General features: G+C 49.1%; 20 protein-coding genes. 15 read left to right on the top strand and 5 right to left on the bottom strand.

Going from position 1 to position 22,670, the window contains the following annotated elements; translation table 11 throughout:
• Nucleotides 1-1,359: a DUF4270 family protein gene (locus tag VFS25_RS23975; RefSeq protein ID WP_326464718.1), complete on the bottom strand. Its 1,359-nt coding sequence runs from the start codon at nucleotides 1,357-1,359 to the stop codon at nucleotides 1-3.
• Nucleotides 1,360-1,640: 281 nt separating this feature from the next.
• Here VFS25_RS23975 and VFS25_RS23970 point away from each other — a divergent pair, with 281 nt between their 5' ends.
• The 4 genes from VFS25_RS23970 (at nucleotide 1,641) to VFS25_RS23955 (ending at nucleotide 5,126) form a co-directional block, all read left to right on the top strand.
• Nucleotides 1,641-2,618 carry a Kelch repeat-containing protein gene (locus VFS25_RS23970; RefSeq protein ID WP_326464717.1) on the top strand — a complete coding sequence of 326 codons (978 nt, stop codon included), beginning with the start codon at nucleotides 1,641-1,643 and terminating at the stop codon, nucleotides 2,616-2,618.
• Entirely contained in the window at nucleotides 2,611-2,964 is a 354-nt protein-coding gene (locus tag VFS25_RS23965; protein ID WP_326464716.1) for a DUF4907 domain-containing protein, read from the top strand. The genes VFS25_RS23970 and VFS25_RS23965 overlap by 8 nt, the downstream gene beginning before the upstream one ends.
• 181 nt (nucleotides 2,965-3,145) lie before the next feature.
• Nucleotides 3,146-4,426 carry a sensor histidine kinase gene (locus VFS25_RS23960; protein ID WP_326464715.1) on the top strand — a complete coding sequence of 427 codons (1,281 nt, stop codon included), beginning with the start codon at nucleotides 3,146-3,148 and terminating at the stop codon, nucleotides 4,424-4,426.
• Nucleotides 4,419-5,126, top strand: coding sequence for a LytTR family DNA-binding domain-containing protein (locus tag VFS25_RS23955; protein WP_326464714.1), 708 nt, complete (start codon nucleotides 4,419-4,421; stop codon nucleotides 5,124-5,126). The genes VFS25_RS23960 and VFS25_RS23955 overlap by 8 nt, the downstream gene beginning before the upstream one ends.
• A 226-nt stretch (nucleotides 5,127-5,352) precedes the next feature.
• Here VFS25_RS23955 and VFS25_RS23950 read toward each other — a convergent pair whose 3' ends face one another.
• The gene (locus VFS25_RS23950) at nucleotides 5,353-6,417 is read right to left on the bottom strand and encodes an SO2930 family diheme c-type cytochrome (protein ID WP_326464713.1); all 1,065 of its coding nucleotides are present in this window, start codon (nucleotides 6,415-6,417) and stop codon (nucleotides 5,353-5,355) included.
• Complete coding sequence (locus VFS25_RS23945) at nucleotides 6,417-7,643, bottom strand: parallel beta-helix domain-containing protein (protein ID WP_326464712.1); 1,227 nt, start codon at nucleotides 7,641-7,643, stop codon at nucleotides 6,417-6,419. The genes VFS25_RS23950 and VFS25_RS23945 overlap by 1 nt, the downstream gene beginning before the upstream one ends.
• A 56-nt stretch (nucleotides 7,644-7,699) precedes the next feature.
• On the opposite strand from VFS25_RS23945, the gene VFS25_RS23940 reads away from it, so the two are divergent.
• Entirely contained in the window at nucleotides 7,700-8,737 is a 1,038-nt protein-coding gene (locus VFS25_RS23940; protein ID WP_326464711.1) for a hypothetical protein, read from the top strand.
• Between the two features lie 151 nt (nucleotides 8,738-8,888).
• Here VFS25_RS23940 and VFS25_RS23935 read toward each other — a convergent pair whose 3' ends face one another.
• Together VFS25_RS23935 and glmM are read right to left on the bottom strand one after the other, a co-directional pair.
• Nucleotides 8,889-10,016 carry a cysteine desulfurase family protein gene (locus VFS25_RS23935; RefSeq protein ID WP_326464710.1) on the bottom strand — a complete coding sequence of 376 codons (1,128 nt, stop codon included), beginning with the start codon at nucleotides 10,014-10,016 and terminating at the stop codon, nucleotides 8,889-8,891.
• A gap of 148 nt (nucleotides 10,017-10,164) precedes the next feature.
• Nucleotides 10,165-11,550, bottom strand: a complete 1,386-nt coding sequence (gene glmM, locus VFS25_RS23930) for a phosphoglucosamine mutase (protein ID WP_326464709.1) — start codon at nucleotides 11,548-11,550, stop codon at nucleotides 10,165-10,167.
• 437 nt (nucleotides 11,551-11,987) lie between these two features.
• Here glmM and VFS25_RS23925 point away from each other — a divergent pair, with 437 nt between their 5' ends.
• The 10 genes from VFS25_RS23925 (at nucleotide 11,988) to VFS25_RS23880 (ending at nucleotide 22,669) form a co-directional block, all read left to right on the top strand.
• Nucleotides 11,988-14,000, top strand: a complete 2,013-nt coding sequence (locus VFS25_RS23925) for an LTA synthase family protein (protein ID WP_326464708.1) — start codon at nucleotides 11,988-11,990, stop codon at nucleotides 13,998-14,000.
• Nucleotides 14,001-14,053: 53 nt separating this feature from the next.
• On the top strand, nucleotides 14,054-14,797 hold the full coding sequence (locus VFS25_RS23920; protein WP_326464707.1) for a class I SAM-dependent methyltransferase: 744 nt from the start codon (nucleotides 14,054-14,056) through the stop codon (nucleotides 14,795-14,797).
• Nucleotides 14,798-14,909: 112 nt separating this feature from the next.
• Entirely contained in the window at nucleotides 14,910-15,485 is a 576-nt protein-coding gene (locus tag VFS25_RS23915; protein ID WP_326464706.1) for a phosphatase PAP2 family protein, read from the top strand.
• On the top strand, nucleotides 15,482-16,222 hold the full coding sequence (locus VFS25_RS23910; protein ID WP_326464705.1) for a ZIP family metal transporter: 741 nt from the start codon (nucleotides 15,482-15,484) through the stop codon (nucleotides 16,220-16,222). Before VFS25_RS23915 ends, VFS25_RS23910 begins: the two co-directional genes overlap by 4 nt.
• 27 nt (nucleotides 16,223-16,249) lie before the next feature.
• Nucleotides 16,250-17,548: a hemolysin family protein gene (locus VFS25_RS23905; RefSeq protein WP_326464704.1), complete on the top strand. Its 1,299-nt coding sequence runs from the start codon at nucleotides 16,250-16,252 to the stop codon at nucleotides 17,546-17,548.
• A 135-nt stretch (nucleotides 17,549-17,683) separates the two neighbouring features.
• Complete coding sequence (locus tag VFS25_RS23900; protein WP_326464703.1) at nucleotides 17,684-19,219, top strand: aromatic amino acid ammonia-lyase; 1,536 nt, start codon at nucleotides 17,684-17,686, stop codon at nucleotides 19,217-19,219.
• 160 nt (nucleotides 19,220-19,379) lie between these two features.
• Nucleotides 19,380-20,108: a 3-oxoacyl-ACP reductase FabG gene (fabG, locus tag VFS25_RS23895; protein ID WP_326464702.1), complete on the top strand. Its 729-nt coding sequence runs from the start codon at nucleotides 19,380-19,382 to the stop codon at nucleotides 20,106-20,108.
• 6 nt (nucleotides 20,109-20,114) lie between these two features.
• Nucleotides 20,115-21,341 carry a beta-ketoacyl-[acyl-carrier-protein] synthase family protein gene (locus VFS25_RS23890; RefSeq protein ID WP_326464701.1) on the top strand — a complete coding sequence of 409 codons (1,227 nt, stop codon included), beginning with the start codon at nucleotides 20,115-20,117 and terminating at the stop codon, nucleotides 21,339-21,341.
• 195 nt (nucleotides 21,342-21,536) lie between these two features.
• Nucleotides 21,537-21,794 (top strand): acyl carrier protein, encoded by a 258-nt coding sequence (locus tag VFS25_RS23885; RefSeq protein WP_326464700.1) that lies wholly within the window; start codon nucleotides 21,537-21,539, stop codon nucleotides 21,792-21,794.
• On the top strand, nucleotides 21,794-22,669 hold the full coding sequence (locus VFS25_RS23880; RefSeq protein WP_326464699.1) for a lipid A biosynthesis acyltransferase: 876 nt from the start codon (nucleotides 21,794-21,796) through the stop codon (nucleotides 22,667-22,669). The genes VFS25_RS23885 and VFS25_RS23880 overlap by 1 nt, the downstream gene beginning before the upstream one ends.
• Nucleotide 22,670: the final 1 nt, after the last annotated feature.

Here is a 22,670-nt window from a genome sequence, read left to right as displayed (position 1 = left end):
TTAATTATAAAGCAGATAATATACCTGTATTCGGATCTTGTTTTCCTTTTGCTTGTTATTTCCCAGCACCAGCCGGTTAAAGCTTGTGGTGGCGGCGCCATGGGTGGGCATTACCAGCAATCCGAAGTTGTTATACCCGTTGCTGTTAATATTATTGATAACATAATGCGTAATGTCGTACGTATAGCTAGTGTTAAGGTGGTACAGGTTATCAATGTTCAGGTTCCCGTACTGCAGGGAGCCGGTGATGTCGGTAAGCGTGTCAACCACATTGTTCTTGTTATCCGCTTCGCACAGGGTAACCAGGGGCGGCAGCGAGTAATAATTATCATAAGTGCCGGCTATAGGCTGCAGGGTAAGGGTGGCCCGCATTACCTTAAAGAACTTCCCTATGGAAGCAAGTGTTTTGAGGCTGGGCAGGTCTATCCTGGTAAGTACGCCGGTAAGCGGCTGTACAAAGGTCATATTACCGGTTTGAGTGCTGGGCAGGCTCTTTGTGGTGCCGGTAAGGCCGGCCAGCGGGGTGCCGGTACGGTCGGCAGTGATCTGGTTAAACTGTACATCCGGGTTATAAAGGAGTATATCCAGGTGGTGGTCCGTGATAAGTAATTCGTTTACATGGTAATGCACACGCAGTATAACAGAGGTATCGGCGGTAAAGAAACCCATAATATTGGCGCTGGCCGGGCCGGGCTTAATGGCCAGGCCATGGTTAAACTGCAGGAAAATATCCTGGGTGGATACTTCGTTCGCCTTGTTCTTGAACTGCTGGAACAGGTTAGCGCCGTAAGCAGCCGGCAGCTTAATATGTATGCTGCTGTCAATGCTGGGGGTATATACCTGTTGCACACTGGCCAGGGGCTGAGAGGCCGTCTGGAAGTTACTGTTATTGTACAGGTACGCGCTGTTCTGGGATTTCTGGATGGTTTCCAGCACTTCATATACACCTATATCCTGCATGGCCGTGGTGTCGCCATACACCTGCCGGTTGGGTTTCAGGATCAGCTCTACAGAATCGTACTGGGCGGAAAGATCATTCTGCAGGGCGCTGGTTTGGGTATTGGAGGGCAGCTGCAGCTGAAAAAAGGAGGAAGCGGTTACTTTGCCAAGGTAAGGGTCCTGGTGCACACCGCATAACATAATGCCGGTACCGTTGGTAGGAACAGAGTCCAGCGCAACGGTGTTCATATCAATAGTTAAGGTATCTGTAACTATATAGCTGGACGGCTGGTTACTGCCCGTCAGATCGTAGGTAAATCCGTTCTTTTCACAAGCGCTGCTAGTGGCCAGCAATAGCATGGCCACCCCAATTTTTAAGTAGGCATGGGCGCACCTGACACGGCAAATCATATTGTTCATGGAGCGCAATTTTAGCCAGGAACCCTACTTTCCGTTGATTTAATATACCAACAGCGGTTTTTTGTCGATGAAACCGTAGGAATGTTCTTTATATAGCCCCGGGTTCCTTAAAACCAGGTAATAGGTCAAAGATACCGACTGGCAGATGAAAAATGGCCTTTTGTCCGGTGAAACAGCAGTTGTGTCTATTTTATATTTATGCTAATATAAGGGCGGATAATTTTGGCAGCTATAAAAATTATAAAATGCTAATGCGTTATTCAACAGGTTTTTGTTTGCTGATGTCCTTGACGTGGATGGCCTGCTCCAAAAGTAGCGATGATACCACAACAGTAGGGAACTGGATCCATAAGGTAGATTTTAAAGGCGCTGCCCGTACTGAAGCTGTGAGCTTTACCATTAATGATACTGCTTTTGTAGGCACCGGCTATGACGGAACCAACCGCTTAAAGGATTTCTATTCCTATAATGCAGATAAAAATACCTGGACGCAGCGGGCATCTTTACCGGATGCGGCGCCTGGCCGGCAGAGCGCTGTGGCTTTTTCAATAGGAGGTAAAGGCTATATGGGTACGGGAACCGACGGCGGAATTAACAAATTCAACGACTTTTATGAATACGACCCGGCCCTGAATACATGGACAGCCAAAGCGCCTTTCCCCGGTTCGCCCCGGTATGGCGCAGTAGCTTTTGCCGGCAACGGGTTAGGCTATATTGCTACCGGTTATGATGGGAACTGGCTGAATGATATGTACGAGTACAACCCTGCTTCCGACAGCTGGACCGCTGCAGATGATGTTCCCAACTCTAAAAGGCAGGATGCCGCCGCTTTCGTGATCGGTGACTCTGCATACATCGTTTCCGGTACTTCTAACCAGTCAACCATTAATGAGCTGTCCCGTTTTGACCTTAAAGCCAAAACATGGACATTAAAACGTTCGATCACCAATGTTAGTGACGACGACTACGATAATGATTATACTTCCATAGCCGGCACTAACTGCGCTGTGTTTGTTATGAACAACAAGGCCTACCTGGCTACCGGCGCTAAGCCCAGCATATCCAGCGTAGTATGGGAATATGACCCCGTGACCGATCTGTGGGACCTGAAACAGTCTTTTGAAGGGATTGCCCGCAGCGGAGCAGTAGGCTTTAATATTAAGAACCGTGGTTTTGTAACCACCGGCTCCAGCGGTAGCATACAGCTGAGCGATACCTGGGAATTTGACCCGGTTGGGGATTATAACAAGAATGACTAAGGCCAGGCAACATATTATCCTCCTGGCAGGAGGATGCCTGCTGCTGGCAGCCGCTATAACCGGATGCAACGGCAGGCCACCGGCCGGGGAGCATACTACAACCGCAATGCAGGACAGCATTGCGGTTGTACCGTTTCAAACAGGCGATGGGTGGGGATATTCCGTGAATATTGGCGCCCGGACATATATTTACCAGGATATTATACCGGCCCTGCCGGGCAGAAATGTGTTCCGGAGCAGGGAAGACGCCCTGCGCGTGGGCAACCGGGTAGCCGATAAGCTGCGTAAGCACCAGCTGCCTACCGTAAGCAAAGAGGAGCTGGAAGAAATGGGAATAGTTAAGTGATTGATAAACAATAAATAACCCTTTGTGCACTGCGTGTTGCAATGGTCTTGCAGCACCCTTCTACCGCCGCCCCGGCGGTGGAATGTGGATAATTTTAACATATACTTAAACCGGATAGGCAAATTTTAACAGATGCTTAACCGGATAACGATGTATGTTTACCCCGCTTTTCAGGCGGTGTATGATTAATTTTAAAAATATTTACAGGAACCGGCTATTTATAATCGGGCTACATATTGTTGCATGGACCTGCTTCCTGTTGCTTCCTTTCTTTATTTATCGCCTGCGCATACTGCACCCCTGGTTTTTTACACGTGAAATTATTGATAACCTGTTTCTTATAGGGGTATTTTACCTGAATATCTATGTGCTCATACCCCGTTTCTTTACCCTTAAGAAGATTGTATATTATTTTGGCTGCGTAATTTTAGTGCTGATTTTCATTACGTTGCAGCAGTCTGTAATGGATCACCTGTTTATGCGCTACCTGGCCAGCCATGAAGTAGAGCTGAACCTGCCGGGCAGTGCAGTTGACAGCACCGGGAAAGTAACTTTAATACCAGGTCGTACGTTTATGCGTTATCGCGCGTTTGCCGGAGGGGATAATGCCGTTGCTGCCGCGCCCCGGTTGCGTATTTATTCGCAGAACGGGCGGTTCATAGCCGGACCTCCGCCCCCGGGATTCGGCAGGGACTCTATCATCGGGCCGACCGGTATGGCCATACCTTTGGGGCCGCCGCCTTTCTGGCAACGGCTGCTGTTTCCCGAAGCGCTGCGAAAGTCGGTGCTGGCCGCATTATTAATGCTGCTGATGAGCGGGTTTATCAAAATTGCCCAGGAATGGTTCAAGAGCGAGCAGCAGCGGGAGGCGCTGAAAGTGGAGAAATTACATGCGGAGTTAAAATTTTTAAAGTCGCAGATTAATCCTCACTTTCTTTTTAACTGTCTAAACACCATCTATTCACTGGCGCATAAGCATTCCGCGCAAACGGAGAACGCAATCATCAAGCTGTCTACCATTATGCGGTACATGATTTATGAGTCCAATGAAGATAAGGTGCAGCTGCAGGACGAGCTCCAATATTTACAGGATTATATTGATATACAACGGCTTAGATTGCCGTCCGGCATACAGGTGGATTACCAGGAGCGCGGGTCGCCGGATGGATTGTGGATAGAGCCCATGCTGCTGATACCATTTGTAGAGAATGCCTTCAAACATGGTATCAGCTATACCGACCATTCTTTTATCAGTATTATAGTCACCATTGAGCAGCAGGTGGTGCGGTTGCTGGTAAAAAATAGTTTGTTTCCGCGGCGGGTAGGGGAGCAGGGCGGCATTGGGCTGCAAAATGTATTAAAACGGCTGGAATTGTTATATATCAACAAACACGAAGTAACCATTACAGAAACTGAGCACCAATTTATTGCTGATCTTAAAATAGTGTTGAAAAATGATTAAGTGTATAGCAGTGGACGATGAACCATTGGCACTGGAGATCATCACAGACTTTGCCCGCAAAGTGCCTTTCCTCTCCCTGGTGCAAACTTTTGAGAATGCTGCCGAAGCCATGCGCTTCCTGCAGGACGAAAAGGTTGACCTGGTATTCCTGGACATTAAAATGCCGGACATTAACGGCATCGAGTTCCTGAAATCCCTGAAACACCCTCCCATGGTAATTTTCACTACGGCTTACGGGGAATATGCCCTGGATGGTTTTGACCTGGATGTAGTGGATTACCTGCTGAAGCCCATCCCGTTCGACCGTTTCCTGCGGGCCGCCACCAAAGCGCAGGAATTTATGACCGTAAGCCAGCAGAAGAACGGCGACAGCGGCGGCCAGATAAATGATTACATTTTCATTAAAACAGAATACAAGATCATCAAGATCAACCTGGAAGATATTTTGTTCATTGAAGCGCTGAAAGATTATACGAAGATTTATACTCCTTACCAGCCTGTATTAACGCTGCGCAGCCTCAAGTCGTTTGAAACCCGGCTGCCGGCCGACAAGTTTATACGGGTGCACCGCTCTTACCTGGTATCGCTTAACAAGATCAACTCTGTAGAAAAGAATACCGTGATGATCGCCAATCAGTCTATTCCCATCAGCGATGGCTACCGGGAACGGTTCTATGAGGTGATCACCAGAAACTCCTGACAATGTGCGGATGTGCAGATATGCAGATGTGCAGATGAATGAAGGCTGTGCGCTGCATCTGTACAGCTGTGTAGTTATATCAGTAATGGCGCTATGCTTAGCGCCATTTAGCTTTTAGGAAGCTAACCATCGCAGCATTCCATCTGCATATCCACACATTTGCACATCTCTTCATTTCTTTATTCGTTCCCCATCTGCACATCTGCATATCTGCACATCCGCACATCTACTTCATCTCCCTTATCCATTCCTTCACCAGCTCCAGCCCTTCTTTGTGTGTAAGCTTGCGGCCCAGCTCCGGCATCATAATGCCCGGATCTGTAGAAGCCATGCGGTACACCAGTATGGATTTTTCCGGGTGGCCGGGCACAATGTCAAACTGGAGGTCGGCCGCGCCGCGGCCCGCGGCTACCGGGGTTTTGTTAATGCCGGTTTTGGTAGGATCGTTTTCGTAAATATCCAGGAATAAGCCGGAGGTACGGGCAGGGCCCTCCGGCTTATGGCAATGCGCGCAGTTAATCTCCAGCCAAATGCGTGCTCTTTCGGCTACGGTACCGGTTTGCGGATCGTTCCATACCGGCGCCCTGGGGGCACGGGATGCATTATCCAGTCCGTGCAGTATGCCTGCTTTTACCCAGTGCTGCAGCTGGTTTTCGCGGCCGCCGATATAATTGAAATCGCCGTTCAGCTGTCGCGCCGTAGGGCCAATGGGCGTCATTACTTCATTGGTGTTATGACAGCCTTTACACTGGTTCAGGTTAGGTATTACATAGTCAAAAGATACCGTGTGCCCGCTGTGATCTGTGAACTGCACGGGTTTCCGGTCGCCGGCCACTTCCAGGAAAGCATCGGTTTGCGCATCGTTCCAGATGTACACCAGCGCTTTCCATCCCTGGGGAAAATGCTGCAGCAGGCGGGTTTCCATCAGCCGCCTTCCTTTTTCGGGGTGGCGGAAATCTTCCGGGTAATAAAAGGTTTTAATGATGGTGGTGCCAACAGGAAAATGCATTACCTGCGTGCTGTCGTATGTGATCACACTATCTGCCGGCAGCTGAATAAAGCGCAGCTTCTCCGCATAATCAGAGAAAAGGGGGGTATTCAGCTGGTAAGGCATAATGCCCGCTGCCGGTACCTGGTTGGCAATGTTGCCGGAGAAAAAGCCGTAGGCCGACAGCTGCTCTTTGGGCGCCGTGGAAGCGGGCTGCAGCGGTTGTATGCCCGATGCCAGCAATGCTGCCAGCAAGCCCGCTGTAAGGGCAAAACCGGTAAGGTAACGGATCACACGTTTCATCACTCTCCGCTTTTGGCACGCACCGTTACTTGGGTACGCACCGGGTTACTGCAATTATATTGTGCCGCATTGCGCGATACATTTTTGAAGTTATTACCCGCATCCAGGTTGGCAAAGGTGGCATTCTTATTATCACTGATACAAATGCGGTATTCGGGTTTATATTGCCCGCTGCTGTCTGTCCATGCTTTATTCAGGATGCCATCATAAAAAATATGCGGCACTTTTTTTCCAAAGCGCAGTTTGAACCGGAACAGCAGGCCTATACGCCCTTTGCCCTGGAACTTCACCGGGTCGCGGATGTAGTCATTATCATGCACGTACACGGTAGCCGGGTAAGGAATATATAACGAGTCCCTGATCGGGTTCTCGGTCATAAAGTAGCTGATAATGGCGGTGCCTGCGCTGTTGTTGTAATGGATGCGGTTATCGTACACTTCCACGTTGCTGGTGGCCAGCACCATTACCCCGGTACCGGCCGGTACTTTGGCCACGGTATTGCCTTTAGGCGCAAAGTTGGGATAGTTGTTGTGATGGATGTTGTTATTATACACTTTTACATAGCCGCCTTTTTTCTGCACCAGGTCCGGCAGGTCAAACACCAGTATGCCGCCGGTGTTTTCAAATGCTTCATTATCGTACACCTCCGCATGCAGTGAGTTTTCAATTTCTATACCGGCTACATTGTTTTTGGCAATGCAGTGGCGCACTATAATGTTTTTGGACTGGCCTACGTACAGGCCTGCATCAGACGCGCCAATGGCGGTGCAGCTGTCTATTAATACCTGCTGGCATTGTACGGGGTACAGGCCATATGAGCCGTTTTCTTTAGCCGGTGGCCCGGTCCATTCTACCTTCACCTGTTTAAAAGCAATGTTGGTAACATTCATGGTTTTAATACCATCGCCCTTGGTGTCCTGTACTGTAAGGTCGCGGATGGTGATGTTCTGCGCATTGGACAGGTGCAGCCCTTCGGCGCCTTCGCTTTGCCCTTTAAAGTTAAGGATGGTTTTATCCATACCGGCGCCTTTGATCACGATGTTCTTTTTGCCTTCCAGCGAAAGGGTGGAGGATAGCTGAATACGGCCGGCCGGCAGCTCAATCACGCTGCTGTCATCGGCCATTATAAGCTGCCGTTGTATTTGTTTTTGTATGTCCTGCCGGGCACAAACAGGTTGATGGCAAATAGCCAGCGCGCTGAGGGTTAAAAGGGGTATAATGCGCATAATAACGTGGTTTTACAGGCTATTTAAATTTACGCAAAAAACCTATATTCACCGCAATGAAATACTTACTGCTGCCTGTTCTGTTGCTTTGGGGAATGGGCGTGGGCGCCCAGCCAACACGTCCCGCTGATTACGGCTTAAAGGCTTTTTCAATAAATGACAATAAACTGGGGCGTATCAATTTCTATGTTGATACCATGGGGCTGTTTAAAAAAGCGCCCCTGTTTATTGATATTAATGGAAGCGGTGGATTGCCATTATGTATTTATATAAACGGCAAAGGTTTTGGGGCGGTATCAAACACCTTCGATCCAAACATTACGGCCAAAACAAAGGAAAAATATCACTATATCATCCTCGACAAACCCGGTACTCCCTTTTGTGATACGATTACTACACTGCAAAGCGCAAAAGAATATGATCTGCATAAGTTAATAGCAGGCTATAAGGTTTCAGATGAATACACCCGGCGGTTAAGCTTGCAGTGGCGAGTGGAAGCTACGAGGAAAGTTATCAGCTACCTGGTGAAAAATCATTTTTGGGATCATACAAAGATTGTTGCCTACGGCTATTCTGAAGGAGGGCAGGTGGTTCCCGCCTTAGCTGTTGAAGACAAACGGATTACTCACGTAGTTACAATTGCAGGCAGCGGACTTAATCAGTTCTATGACAATATTGCCGGATGGCGGATAAAAGCCGCAAAGGGAGAAATAACATCCAGGCAGGCGCAAGACAGCATTAATGCCAGCTTCAAAAACATTGCGGATATTTATAAAAATCCCACGGCTACTAACAAAGCGTTTGACGGGCATTCATATAAACGCTGGGCAAGTTTTTGTGCTGTTGCGCCCTTTGAGCAGCTACGGAAACTAACCATACCCATTTATATGGTTGCAGCAACTGATGATACCAGTTCCCCTGTTTACGGCCTTGACTATGTTTTACTGGATTTTATAAGATTGGGAAAAACAAATTTGACCTATGAGCCTTGTGTGGGCTGCAATCACTACTTAACAAGTATTGATAACGGGAAGCAGGTTTCACATGATTATCTGCAGAAGATACTGGCATGGGTTGATATGCACCGGCAATAAAAAAGGCCAATCAGCAACCTAAGCAGGGTACCCTGCCACGCTCAGAGAGCGACTTTCAATTGTAACAGACCACCAAAAAATAATATTTCTTTCCGAACAAAAAAAACATCCCGGCAAATTTACCGGGATGTTTTACATATAAATCAATTACTTATACCAGCTCTTTCAGCTTTTCCACCACCTGGTCCACTTCTTCTTTTGTATTGTTTTTGGAAAAGGAAAAACGTACGCTAACGCGGTTGGGATCGCCGTTCAGCGCGCGTATTACGTGCGAGCCCGCATCTGCGCCGGAGGTGCACGCGCTGCCGCCGGAGGCGCAGATACCGTTAATATCCAGGTTAAACAATATCATTTCGCTCTTTTCAGATTTCGGGAAAGACGCGTTCAACACGGTATACAGGCTTCGTCCGTAAAGATCGCCGTTAAAGCATACGCCGGGTATGTGCTGCTGCAGCTGATCCGCCATGTACATGCGCAGGCCGTTAATATATTGGCTGTGCGCTTCATAGTGCGTGGTGGCCAGCTCCAGGGCTTTGGCAAAGCCAACAATGCCATACAGGTTTTCTGTTCCTGCGCGCATATTGCGCTCCTGCGCGCCACCCTGGATAAAGGGGGTGATTTTTACGTTCTCATTAATGTACAAAATACCAACGCCTTTAGGGCCGTGGAACTTATGCCCTGCGCCGTTAATAAAATGCACCGGCGTGCTGCGCAGGTCAAACGGGTAGTGCCCTACGGTTTGCACCGTGTCGGAATGGAAAATAGCGTTGAACTCCATGCACAGGTTGCCAACAGCGTGTATATCCAGCAGGTTACCTATTTCGTTGTTGGCGTGCATTAGCGTTACCAGGCATTTTTCAGCGGAGCCGGCCAGCAGCGCGCGCAGGTGTTCCATGTCAATGTGCCCGTTGGGCAGCAGCTTCACATAGGAAAGGCGGATGCCCTGGCACTTGTGCATGTGCGCCACGGTGTGCAGGGTGGCGTGGTGCTCTAATTCTGAGGTAATAATGTGGCGGCAGCCCAGGTCGTGGATGGCGGCATTAATAGCCGTATTGCTGCTTTCCGTACCGCCGGAGGTAAAGAAGATCTCTCCGGGGTGCGCATTCAGGATCTTAGCCACGGTTTTACGCGCATTTTCTATACCCAGCCGGGCTTCCCGCCCGTAAGAGTAAATAGAAGACGGGTTGCCGAAATGTTCTGTCATGTACGGCAACATGGCATCCAGCACCGCTTTATCAAGCGGCGTGGTAGCTGCATTGTCAAAGTAAATTCTTTTCAAGGTGTGGATGGTGGTTTTTGATAATAAAAAAAGGCGCCTTTAAAGCGCCACAAATGTCCGAAAAATTTCAATAAATAAACCAGGGCGCATGAAAGACCGACCGGGAGCCGGTTTACCGGCAACAGGTGGTTGGCCATGCGCCGGCTGGCTAATGCATAAACTCTTTTATATCCTGCATAATACGGCGGGCTATGTTATCGGCCGTGGTTTCAAACTGGCTTTCTGCGTAAATACGGATAATGGGTTCGGTGTTGGAGGTGCGCAGGTGCACCCAGTCTTTTTCAAACTCTATCTTCAGCCCGTCTTCTGTATTGGCCGGCTGGTTCTTGTATTTACCCTTTATTTTTTCAAAGATGGTCTTTACATCCACGCCTTTGTCCAGCTCAATTTTGTTCTTGGATATAAAGTAATCAGGGTAGCTGTTGCGCAGGTTCTTCAGGTTCTTTTTGCTATGCGCCATATGGCTCAGGAACAGGCCTATGCCAATAAGCGCATCGCGGCCATAGTGCAGGTCGGGCACTATGATGCCGCCGTTACCTTCGCCGCCTATTACGGCATTCACCTCTTTCATTTTCTTTACCACGTTCACTTCACCAACGGCAGAGGGGTGGTACTCGCCGCCATGCTTCAGCGTAACATCCTTTAACGCCTGGGTAGAGGAAAGGTTGGAAACCGTGTTGCCTTTTCTTTTGCTTAGCACATAATCGGCTACGGCCACCAGGGTATATTCTTCGCCAAACATGCTGCCGTCTTCACATACAAAGCAAAGCCGGTCTACATCCGGGTCTACAGCAATGCCCAGGTCGGCGTTGGAACGGTTTACCTCATTGGAAAGGGCGGTAAGGTTTTCCGGCAGCGGCTCGGGGTTGTGGCTAAAACGGCCGTTCACCTCATCAAACAGCACTTCTACCTGGCTTACGCCCAAAGCTTTTAACAGGGCAGGTATAAAAATGGCGCCGGTAGAGTTTACCGCATCTACCACTACCTTAAAATCACGTTCGCGGATGGCGGCTACATCTACCAGCGGATAGTTCACTACCAGGTCTATATGCTTTTGAAGGTAGGTGTCGTTCTGCTCATAAGTGCCCAGCTTATTCACATCTGCAAAATTGAAATCTTCCCGTTCCGCTATATCCAGCAACGCGTTACCATCGGCCCCGGAAATAAATTCACCGTCGCTGTTCAGCAGCTTCAGCGCATTCCATTCCTTGGGGTTATGGCTGGCGGTGATAATAATGCCGCCGGCTGCCTGTTCCATCTTTACAGCAATCTCAACGGTGGGAGTAGTGGATAAACCAAGATCTACCACATCCAGGCCAAGGCCGTTCAGGGTAGATACTACCAGGTTTTTCACCATTTCACCGGATATACGGCCATCGCGCCCTATTACAACTTTTTTATTGTCAGGGTGCTGTTTGGTTAACCATGTGCCGTATGCTGCGGTAAATTTCACTACATCAAGGGGAGAAAGTCCTTCGCCGGGGCGGCCGCCAATGGTGCCACGAATGCCGGATATCGATTTGATCAGTGCCACAATTTCAATTTTAAGGAAGGCAAAGATAAAAAAATCCGGCAGCAAGAAAATTCTAATTTGCCGGCAGCATACTTCGCATTCCATTTCCTGCGCCCTGCATGGTATGCTTACATGCTACCCTGCCTGCTTTGTGCCTTACGTCCTGCCGCTTACCTTATCTCTCCCTGCAGCAACCCCTGCGCAACTGCGGGTAAAAGCGTTCGCGCCCCGTAGTAAAAGCGTTCGCCATTGCCGGTAAAAGCGTATTATAAGCGTAGTAAAGCGTTAAAAACACCGGGCATGCTGCTGTTTACATGCGCCGCCGCATTGTATGTTCAACTTACCAGTATGGGGAATAACCATAGCGGCGGACCATTAAAATAAACTATATTTGCAGCTACGCTTGGAATTTTTTAATAATAAATAGGCTTATTAATACATAAACGCTTACGGTTTACATGAAGTACTTTTGGAAGAATATACCCCGGTATATTCGGTATGTGCTTGTTCAAACATTTTACCTGTTTTTATTCACGGCCCTCTTTCGCCTGATATTTTACCTCTTCTTTTTTAAATCAGCTGTTACAGATAGCGGCATTATTGCCAAAGCCTGGTACCTGGGACTTAAATTCGACCTGCGCCTTACCCTTATCATCATTATTCCACTGGCCCTGTTGGCGGTTATTGCGCGTAACCGCTTTTTTACGTCGCCTGTGCTGCGGCGTATACAGCTGGGGTACCTGTTCCTGGTGTACCTGGTATTAACGCTGCTGTATGTGCTGGACCTGGGCCACTATGCTTACCTGGGGCTGCGGCTGGACCCTTCCGTTACGCGTTTCCTGGCATCCGGGGAGCGGGCTGATAATGCGCGCATGGTATGGCAAAGCTATCCTGTTGTAAGAGGCCTTACCGGCATTGCCCTATTCCTGTTTTTGGTGTGCCGGCTGCTGGTATATACCTACCGCCGCTATGCCCGGCAACAGCCATCGGTGATCCGCAAAGGCCGCTATGCAGCATGGATCAGCGTACTGGTGCTGCTGTTCGCCGCCGGCATTTACGGCAACTTTGCCTACTTTCCCCTGCGCTGGAGCCAGGCCATGTTTACCCGTGATAACGGCATTACCAGCCTGGCTCTGAACCCGGTGCTGTATTTCATATCCAATTTTACGGTAAAAGGCGATACCTACGATATACAAAAAACCCGCGAGTATTACCCTTATATGGCCCAATACCTGCGGGTTGATACGCCGGATGCGCAAAAGCTGAGCTACGTGCGCACGGTGCCCGGTGTAAACAAGCCCAGGCCCAATATTGTGCTGGTCATGATGGAGTCCACCGGCGCGGCAGTTACCAGCATGTTCAATAATCCCATGCAGGCAACACCCAACATGAAAAAGCTGGCCGACAGCGGCATCCTGTTCCGCAACTTTTACGTGCCGGCCGTTAGCACCGCTAAAACCGTATACGGCGTTACCACCGGCCTGCCGGATATAACACGCGTAAAAACCGCCAGCCGCCACCCGCAAATGGTTGACCAGCGCATTATCCTGTCGCAGTTTGCCGGCTATGAAAAATATTACCTGTTAGGCGGTAATACCAACTGGGCCAATATCCGCGCCATATTCAGCAACAATGTGGAGGGTATTAAAATATATGAAGAGGGCTATTACAAAGCCTCCAAGGCCGATGTATGGGGTGTTTCCGACTATGATTTGATCACAGAGTCCAGCGCCATTTTTAAAGATGCGCACCGGCGCGGGCAGCCCTTCATTGCTTTCCTGCAAACCGCCGATAACCACGCGCCCTTTACCACTACCAGCGGCGCCGGTGATTTTAAGCGGGTAACGGAAAAGGATATAGACATGAACAAGTTCAAACAGGCAGGTTTTATATCCATTGACCAGTTTAATGCGCTGCGCTACCTGGACTATAACATAGGCCACCTGGTACAGCTGGCCAGGGAAGGCGGCTACCTGGATAATACAATTTTTGTTTTCTTCGGGGATCATAACTGTACCCTTAATCCTTACCACTTTATGCCCTTCCCCGAATATGAGCTGGGCACCGGCGGAGAGCATGTGCCCTGCATCCTGTATGCGCCCGGCCAGGTAGCGCCGCAGGAGGTTACCCGCGCCGGCAGCCTGCTGGATGTGTACCCTACCGTAGCTAAGCTGGCAGGAGTGCCTTTTAAGAACTACACCCTGGGAGTAGACCTGCTGGACACAACTTATACCAGCCGTTACGCTTTTATTTCCTATATTAAGAACCTGCAATTCTGCACAGCCGTAATAGGAGATCAGTATTTGTTTGAGGTGAACAACGGCTCAGGCAAAACCGCCTTGTATGATCTGAAAGGCGATGCCCTGAAAGACGTACAGGCGCAACATGCAGATACTGCCCGTGCGCTCAATAATTTAACGCACGGGTTTTATGAAAGCGCCCGATATTTGATGTTTAATAACAAAAAATAGCTGTTAGCAGACCGCTAACAGCTAAAGGCTTGCAGCCGGTAGCTGATTTTTATATGAAAGCAGAAAAGCAGTGGTTTAAAGATTGGTTTAACTCTCCGTATTATCACCTGTTATACAGCAACCGGGATGAAAAGGAAGCTGCCATGTTCATTGATAAGCTGCTGGCTTACCTGCAGCCGCTACCCAATGCGCTCATGCTGGATGCAGGCTGCGGGCGCGGACGCCATGCGAAATACCTGGCCGATAAAGGATTTACGGTTACCGGTATAGACCTGTCTATCGACAGTATTAACACCGCGAAAAAGCTGGAGAACGATCACCTCAGCTTTTTTCAGCATGATATGCGCCTCCCTTTCCGTATTAACTACTTTGATGTGGTGTTCAATTTCTTTACCAGCTTTGGATATTTTGATACGCAGCGGGATAACGACAATGCCCTGCGCACTTTCAAAAATGCGCTTAAACACGGCGGCCGGCTGGTGCTCGATTACCTGAACAGCCCTTATGTAGCGGCGCACCTGGTGCCCAGTGAGGTAAAGGAGCTGGATGGGGTGGTGTTTGACATTAAACGGGAAATGCACGACAACTGCTTTCTGAAAGAGATCAATATACTGGACCGGGAAAAAATGGTGCGCACTACTTTTACGGAAAGCGTACATGCCTTTACCCTGGCAGATTTTGAAGCAATGTTTGACCGGCAGGGCCTGCGTATAACAGACGTTTTCGGCGATTATCATTTTAACGCCTATAACGAACAGCGCTCGCACAGAATGATACTGATAGGAGAAAAAAAATGAGAACTACGGGTTATTTAATTACGAAATGCGAATCACAACATGCGCTACTTTACCGTAAGCACACCGCCCAATTCGTAATTAAATAATTCGTAATTATAAAAACGAAGTTTTTATGTTAGAATGGTTGTTACGTCAGGATCTGAGATTGTTTTTCCATATCAACAACAAATGGCAGCAGCCCTGGCTGGATGCCCTGATGCCGTGGATAAGGGAGCCCTATGTATGGGCGCCGTTATACCTGTTCCTGGCGTTGTTTGTAACCATTAATTACCGGTGGCGCGGTTTTTTCTGGATAGTGCTGTTCATTGTTTCCTTTGGCATTGCCGACCAAACCAGCAGCTTTATTAAAGACGCCGTAGGCCGCCTGCGCCCCTGCCGCGATCCGCTGCTGCAGCATTTTGTACGGGTGCTGGTAAGCTACTGCCCCAGCAGCGGCAGCTTTACCTCTAACCATGCCGCCAATCACTTTGCGCTGGGAACATTTTGTTTCATAACTTTAAAACAGGCATTTCAGCAATACGCCTGGCTGTTTTATGTGTGGGCATTTGCAATAGCATATGCGCAGGTGTACGTAGGAGTGCATAACCCGGTGGATGTAATGGGTGGTGCAATACTGGGTACTATGATAGGACTTTTAAGCAGCAGCTTTTTTCAACGCCGTATCAGACTGGAGGCAGATCTAACATGAACTGGAGCTATTTGATAATAATACTGGCAGCTACTATTGGTGGCGGAATTATTCCCATAACTGTAAAGCGGCTGCATCCTAACCTGCCTATTTACCTGCTGGCATTTACCGGGGCCTTCCTGTTCGGCATTACCATTATGCACCTGTTGCCGGAAGTGTATGAAGGGCTGGGCCATACTGCCGGGGTATATGTGTCGTTAGGCTTTTTTCTGCAGGTGTTCCTGCAACAGCTGTCCCATGGTATGGAACACGGGCATACCCACTTACCGCCTGCAGAGGGGCAGCATCATCACCATATTTCCGTTGTGCCGTTGCTGGCAGGGTTATCCATCCATGCTTTTATGGAAGGTATTCCCATGGGCCTGCAGTTCCAGGACCAGTCATCCCTGCCGTCGCTGGCGCTGGGCATTGCCGCGCATAAAGTGCCGGAAGCCTTAACGCTCATGACGGTAATGATGCACTCCCATCAGCCTAAAAAGCGCCTGTGGGGCATTTTGCTGGCGTTTTCCCTGGTAACCCCGCTGGCTGCTGTACTGGCCGAACAGCTGGGCCTGCATTCTGCCGTAGTAAATAAGTCGTTGGTATACCTGACCGCGCTGGTGATCGGTGCGTTTTTACATATCTCCACCACTATTTTCTACGAAAGCGGCACCCGGCGGCATGAGCTTAGCAAGCGCAAAATTCTGGCGTTTGCAACTGGTATTGTTTTGGCATTTCTTACCTTAATATTTGAATAATTTTTTATTTTTAGTCTTTATATTATCATGGAAGTCGTCATTATCCTCATCCTGATTTTACTAAATGGCGTGTTCTCGATGTCGGAGATCGCCCTGGTTTCTGCGCGCAAGGTCCGGCTGGAACACCAGGCCAACAGAGGCGATGAGAAAGCAAAAGCGGCCCTGAAGCTGGCAAATAACCCCGATAAGTTTCTTTCTACTGTACAAATTGGCATTACCCTCATAGGTATTTTAACCGGTATTTACTCAGGCGAAAAGCTGAAGTCCGACCTGGTGGCGTTTGTAGGGCGTATAGAGCTGTTACAACCCTACAGCAACGGCATTGCCACCGGTATCATTGTAATTGTGATCACTTATTTTTCATTGGTGCTGGGCGAGCTGGTGCCCAAACGCCTGGGTATGGCCCGGCCGGAGGCTATTGCCAAGGCAGTGGCCCGCCCCATGACCTGGGTATCGCGCCTCACCTTTCCGTTTATAAGCCTGTTAAGCGTTTCCACCAACCTGATTGTAAAGGTGTTTAACCTCAAAAAATCCGACCAGCAGGTAACGGAAGAGGAAATTAAGGCCATGATCAGCGAAGGCACCACCTCCGGCGCTATTGAGGAAACAGAGCAGGAGATCATTGAACGGGTGTTTCACCTGGGCGACCGCAACATTACCTCCCTGATGACTCACCGTACGGATATTGTATGGCTGGACATTAACGAGTCGGTAGAAAGCGTTAAGCGCAAGATCAACCAAAGCCTGCACTCCGTATACCCGGTATGTGAAGGGCAGATAGACAGCATAAAAGGCATTATCTCCATAAAAGACCTGTACGGCGCGGCAGCCAGCAATAACTACGCGCTGAAGCCCATCATCCGCAAACCCCTGTTTGTGCCGGAAAACAACAGCGCCTACCAGGTGCTGGAAAAATTCAAGGAAACACAGATACACGCCGCCTTTATTGTGGATGAATACGGTACTTTCCTGGGCATGATCACCCTGAACGACATACTGGAAGCCATTGTAGGCGATATGCCGGATGCCGGGCAGCTGGATGATTATGAAATGACCAAACGCGACGACGGCTCCTACCTGGTAGACGCGCAGATACCCTTTTATGATTTCCTGAGCGAGTTTGATAAGGAAGACTGGATGGCGGAATTTGAACAAGAGTTTGACACCCTGGCCGGCTTTATACTGCACCACCTGGAACATATCCCCCAAACGGGTGAGAAATTTGAGTGGAGAGGATTTACCTTTGAGATCGTGGATATGGATGTTCACCGTATTGATAAAGTTTTGGTATACACACCAGTACCAAGGGAGGAAGAGGGGGAATAATCGCATTTTTACACCGTTTACTGGAATTGTCTGAACCGCGGCCCCGCTGCGGGTCATGTACATTTTTTAGGATAATTCCAGCTTTGTATTATTTTTGTGCGTTTTTACATATAACAAATAATTTAATTTAAAAGAATGATCCTAGTCGGAAGTAAGGCGCTTTCCTTAGACGAAGTGTACCGTATATTATTCGGGCAAGAAACATTGGAGCTGGAAGAAGCGGCTTTACAGCAGGTACAGGAGAATTTTTTGTTCCTGCAAAAGTTCTCAGCCAAAAAGCTGATCTATGGCATAAATACAGGGTTTGGTCCCATGGCGCAATACCGTATAGCCGAAGCAGATACCCTGCAGCTGCAGTATAACCTCATCCGCAGCCACAGCTCGGGCGCCGGTAAATGCATGCCGCCCCTGTTAACCAAAGGATTAATGATAGCGCGCCTGAGCAGCTTTATGCAGGCGCATTCCGGCATACATCCGGATGTGGTAAAGCTGCTGCGTGACCTTATCAATAAAAACGTATATCCCTGTGTGTTTGAGCATGGGGGGGTAGGCGCCAGCGGCGACCTGGTACAGCTGGCCCACCTGGCGCTGGTGCTGATAGGAGAAGGCGAAGTATGGTATGAAGGCGAAAAGCAGCCCGCAGCTGAAGTATTTGCCCGCCTGGGCCTGCAGCCCATGAAAGTGCATATCCGCGAAGGGCTGGCGGTAATAAACGGCACTTCGGCCATGACAGGCGTTGGCCTGGTAAACCTCATAGAAGCTAAAAAGCTGCTGGGCTGGAGCTGCATTCTCTCGGCCATGATCAATGAAATTGTAGAGGCGTTTGACGATCACCTGTCGTACGAGCTGAATGTGGTAAAAAAGCACGAAGGGCAGAACCGTGTGGCCGCCGTAATGCGCGATGTGCTGAAAGACAGTAAAATGGTGCGCCACCGCCCGGATCACCTGTATAAAGAGCTGGAAGAAGAGATATTTAAAGATAAGGTGCAGGAATACTACTCCCTGCGCTGCGTGCCCCAGATACTGGGCCCGGTGTATGATACGCTGGCGCAGGCAGAAAAAGTTGTGGTGCACGAGCTGAACTCTGTAAGCGACAACCCCGTGGTAGACCATCATCACCAGAACGTATTTCATGGCGGTAACTTCCACGGCGACTATATTTCGCTGGAAATGGATAAGCTGAAGATTGCCATCACCAAGCTAAGCATGCTGTCTGAAAGGCAGCTGAATTACCTCATGAATGATAAGCTGAACCACAAGTTCCCCCCGTTCATGAACCTGGGTAAGCTGGGCTTTAATTTTGGTATGCAGGGCGTGCAGTTTACGGCTACATCTACTGTAGCGGAAAACCAAACGCTGTCGTTCCCCATGTACGTGCACAGCATACCCAATAACAATGATAACCAGGATATTGTGAGCATGGGCTGCAACGCGGCGCTCATGGCCAACAAGGTAATTGAAAATACTTTTGAGGTGCTGGCCATACAGGTAATGACCATGCTGCAGGCAGTAGATTACCTGGGTTGCCAGGAGAGGCTGTCCTCTTTCTCACAGCGCATTTACAGTGAAGTAAGAGCTATTTTCCCTAAATTTATTGAGGACAGTCCCAGGTATAAAGATCTGCAGAAGATCAAGGAATACCTGGTGCAGCAGGTGCCGGTAAATGTGTAGATGTGCAGATGTGCAAATATGCAGATGTGCAGATGATGGAACGGGAAAGATGTGCCGGTGTGCAAAGGCTTTGTAATTCGTAATTATTCGCATTCATAATTACTTTCAATGGTGCTCATGAATGCTTCGCATTTAGTAATTGAATAATTCGTAATTGATCATGGATTGTGCTTTAGTAACCGGCGGGTCAAGAGGAATAGGCAGGGCAATATGTATAAAGATGGCCGAGCTGGGCTATCATGTAATTATTAATTACAAAGGCAATGCCGTTGCCGCGCAGGAAACGCTGGAAGCCGTGCGCGCCAAAGGCAGCGATGGCGAGCTGCTGCAGTTTGATGTAGGCAGTGAGGCCGATGTGCAGGCCGTATTAGGCGCCTGGCTGGAGAACAATAAAGAGAAACAGGTAAAGGTGCTGGTGAACAATGCCGGCATCCGCGAAGATAACCTGCTGTTCTGGATGAACAGCGCCCAATGGCATAATGTGTTGAACAGCAGCCTGAATGGCTTTTTTTATGTAACCAAGCAGGTGCTCAACGGCATGCTGCTGAAACGTTACGGGCGCATTATAAACATTGTGTCGCTTTCCGGTATAAAAGGGCTGCCGGGCCAAACCAACTACTCCGCCGCCAAGGCAGGGGTTATTGGCGCTACCAAGGCGCTGGCCCAGGAAGTGGCCAAACGCGGGGTAACGGTAAATGCCGTAGCGCCCGGGTTTATAAAAACAGATATGACGGCGGAGCTGAATGAAAAGGAGCTGGCCGCGCAAATACCCATGAACCGTTTTGGAACAGCAGCGGAAGTGGCGGAAGCCGTAGCCTTTTTTGCCTCCAAAGCATCCGGGTACATTACCGGCGAAGTGCTGTCAGTTAACGGTGGATTATATACGTAATTGAATATGAACAGAGTAGTGATTACGGGCATGGGAATTTACTCCTGCATCGGCAAGAACCAGGCAGAGGTCCGGGACGCGCTGTACCAGGGTAAATCAGGTATTGTTATGGACCCGGAGAGAAAAGCTTTTGGCTACCGCTCTGCGCTTACAGGCGCGGTAGAGCGGCCCAACCTGAAAGGCCAGCTTGACCGCCGTGCAAGGCTTACCATGCCGGAGCAGGCGGAGTTTGCGTATGTAAGCACCGTAGAAGCGCTGACACAGGCAGGAATAGGCCCCGATTATATTGAACGTACAGATATAGGTTTATTATTCGGTAACGACAGCACTGCCCGCGCCGTAATAGAAAGCATGGATGTGATCCGTGAAAAGAAAGACACCATGCTGGTAGGTTCCGGTTCTGTATTCCAGACCATGAACTCTACCGTAAATATGAACCTGGCCACCATATTCAGGCTGCGTGGCGTTAACTTCAGCGTAAGCGCCGCCTGCGCAAGCGGCTCGCACGCCATTGGCCTGGGCTATATGTTTATCAAGAACGGCATGCAGGACTGTGTGATCTGCGGCGGCGCACAGGAGGTGAATGTGTATGCCATGGGTAACTTTGATGGTATTGCCACCTTTTCTACCCGCGAGTCGGAGCCTGCCAAAGCCTCCCGCCCCTTTGACCGCGACCGCGATGGGCTGGTGCCCAGCGGCGGTGCAGCCACCGTGATACTGGAAAACCTGGAATCGGCGCAACGCAGGGGCGCGGTTATTTTGGGTGAGGTGCTGGGCTATGGCTTTTCCTCCAATGGCGCGCATATCTCCAACCCCACGGTAGAAGGCCCGGTAAGGTCGCTGCAGATAGCCCTGAACGATGCCGGCCTGCAACCGCGCGATATTACGTACATCAATGCGCACGCTACTTCAACCCCTGCCGGCGATGCCAGTGAAGCCAGGGCGCTGTATGAGGTGTTCGGGCAATCCCGTCCCTACATCAGCTCAACCAAATCAATGACCGGGCATGAATGCTGGATGGCAGGCGCCAGTGAAATTGTTTACTCCATGCTCATGATGCAGCATGGGTTTATAGCGCCGAATATTAACCTGGAGAACCCCGATGAGGATGCGGCCAGATTAAATATCGTGGACAGCACCATTAATAAAGATTTTAATATATTTTTGTCTAATTCCTTTGGGTTTGGAGGGACCAATTCGTCCCTTATTGTCCGGAAGTGGGAGGGGAAATAATTGTATATCAATTGCTTGCAGCCTAAATTGTGTAGCCTGGCATTGGCATAACCCCTTATCTGCACCTGACAGCCTGTGTGATAACTTATAATATATTATTAACTTTGAGTACAATTTAATCACTGTAATTGGGTTTATAGACGACCGTTCACCTTTTATTTTTAATCAACCTATACTGGTAGAGTTAGTTACACTATGGACATTAAAGAAATTATACAGACCACAAATGCGTTCCTGATTGAGGAGTTTGAAGCAGACCCCGCTAAAATTGCGCCTGAAGCTAACCTCAAAACCACCCTGGAGCTGGACAGCCTGGACTATATTGACCTGGTTGTTGTAATCGAAAACAATTTCGGGTTTAAAGTAAACCCGGAAGATTTTCAAAGCATTGTTACCTTCCAGGATTTTTATGATTATGTAGCCCGTTGTTTAAAACCAAAAGAGCTGGTATAATGCCATCGTGGCAGGGGAAGTCTAAAGGCAATAAGCTGGGTTACCGCATTTTCATTGAGATCTTACGTTACGGGGGGATATGGCCGGCTTATGCGCTGTTAAGATGTGTGGCAGGGTACTATTTTTTATTTTCCTACAGTTCATCAAAACCCATCTTCCGGTATTTTCGCACCCGGATAGGGTATGGCTGGTGGCGTTCTTTACGGAGTGTGTACCGTAATTACTACGTATTCGGGCAAACGCTGATTGATAAGGTAGTGGTAATGGCCGGCCTTCCCAATAAATTCACCTTTCAGTTTGAGGGCGAGCATCATTTACGGCAGCTGGTAGCCGCGGGCCGCGGAGGCATGCTGCTAAGCGCCCACCTGGGTAATTGGGAGGTAGCGGGCCACCTGTTTAAACGGCTCGAAAGTCCCATCAATATCGTAATGTTTGATGGCGAGCATGAACGCATTAAAGCATATCTCTCCACGGTTACCGGCGGGCGAAATGTAAATGTTATTGTAATTAAGGACGATTTATCGCACATTTACGCTATTAATGACGCGCTGAGTAATAACGAGCTGGTGTGTATGCATGCAGATCGTTTCCTGGAGGGCAATAAAACCGAAACCGCAACATTTCTCGGCAGCCAGGCACGGTTCCCGGCAGGGCCCTTTTTGCTGGCCGCCACTTTCCGTGTACCGGTATCGCTGGTTTTTGCATTTAAGGAGTCTGCTACCCACTATCACCTGTACGCTACTCCGCCACGGGAGTACCATGGCCGCCGGAAACAGGGCGTACAGGAGGCCGTAAAGGATTTTGTGGCTGTAATGGAAGAAAAAGTGCGGCTGTACCCGGAGCAATGGTTTAACTATTATGATTTCTGGGAATAAC

Source organism: Chitinophaga sp., assembly GCF_035761305.1.
In the GTDB taxonomy this organism is placed as follows: Bacteria; Bacteroidota; Bacteroidia; order Chitinophagales; family Chitinophagaceae; genus Chitinophaga.
The sequence above is the reverse complement of the archived record's forward strand: the minus strand, read 5'-3'. Positions and strand labels throughout refer to the sequence as shown.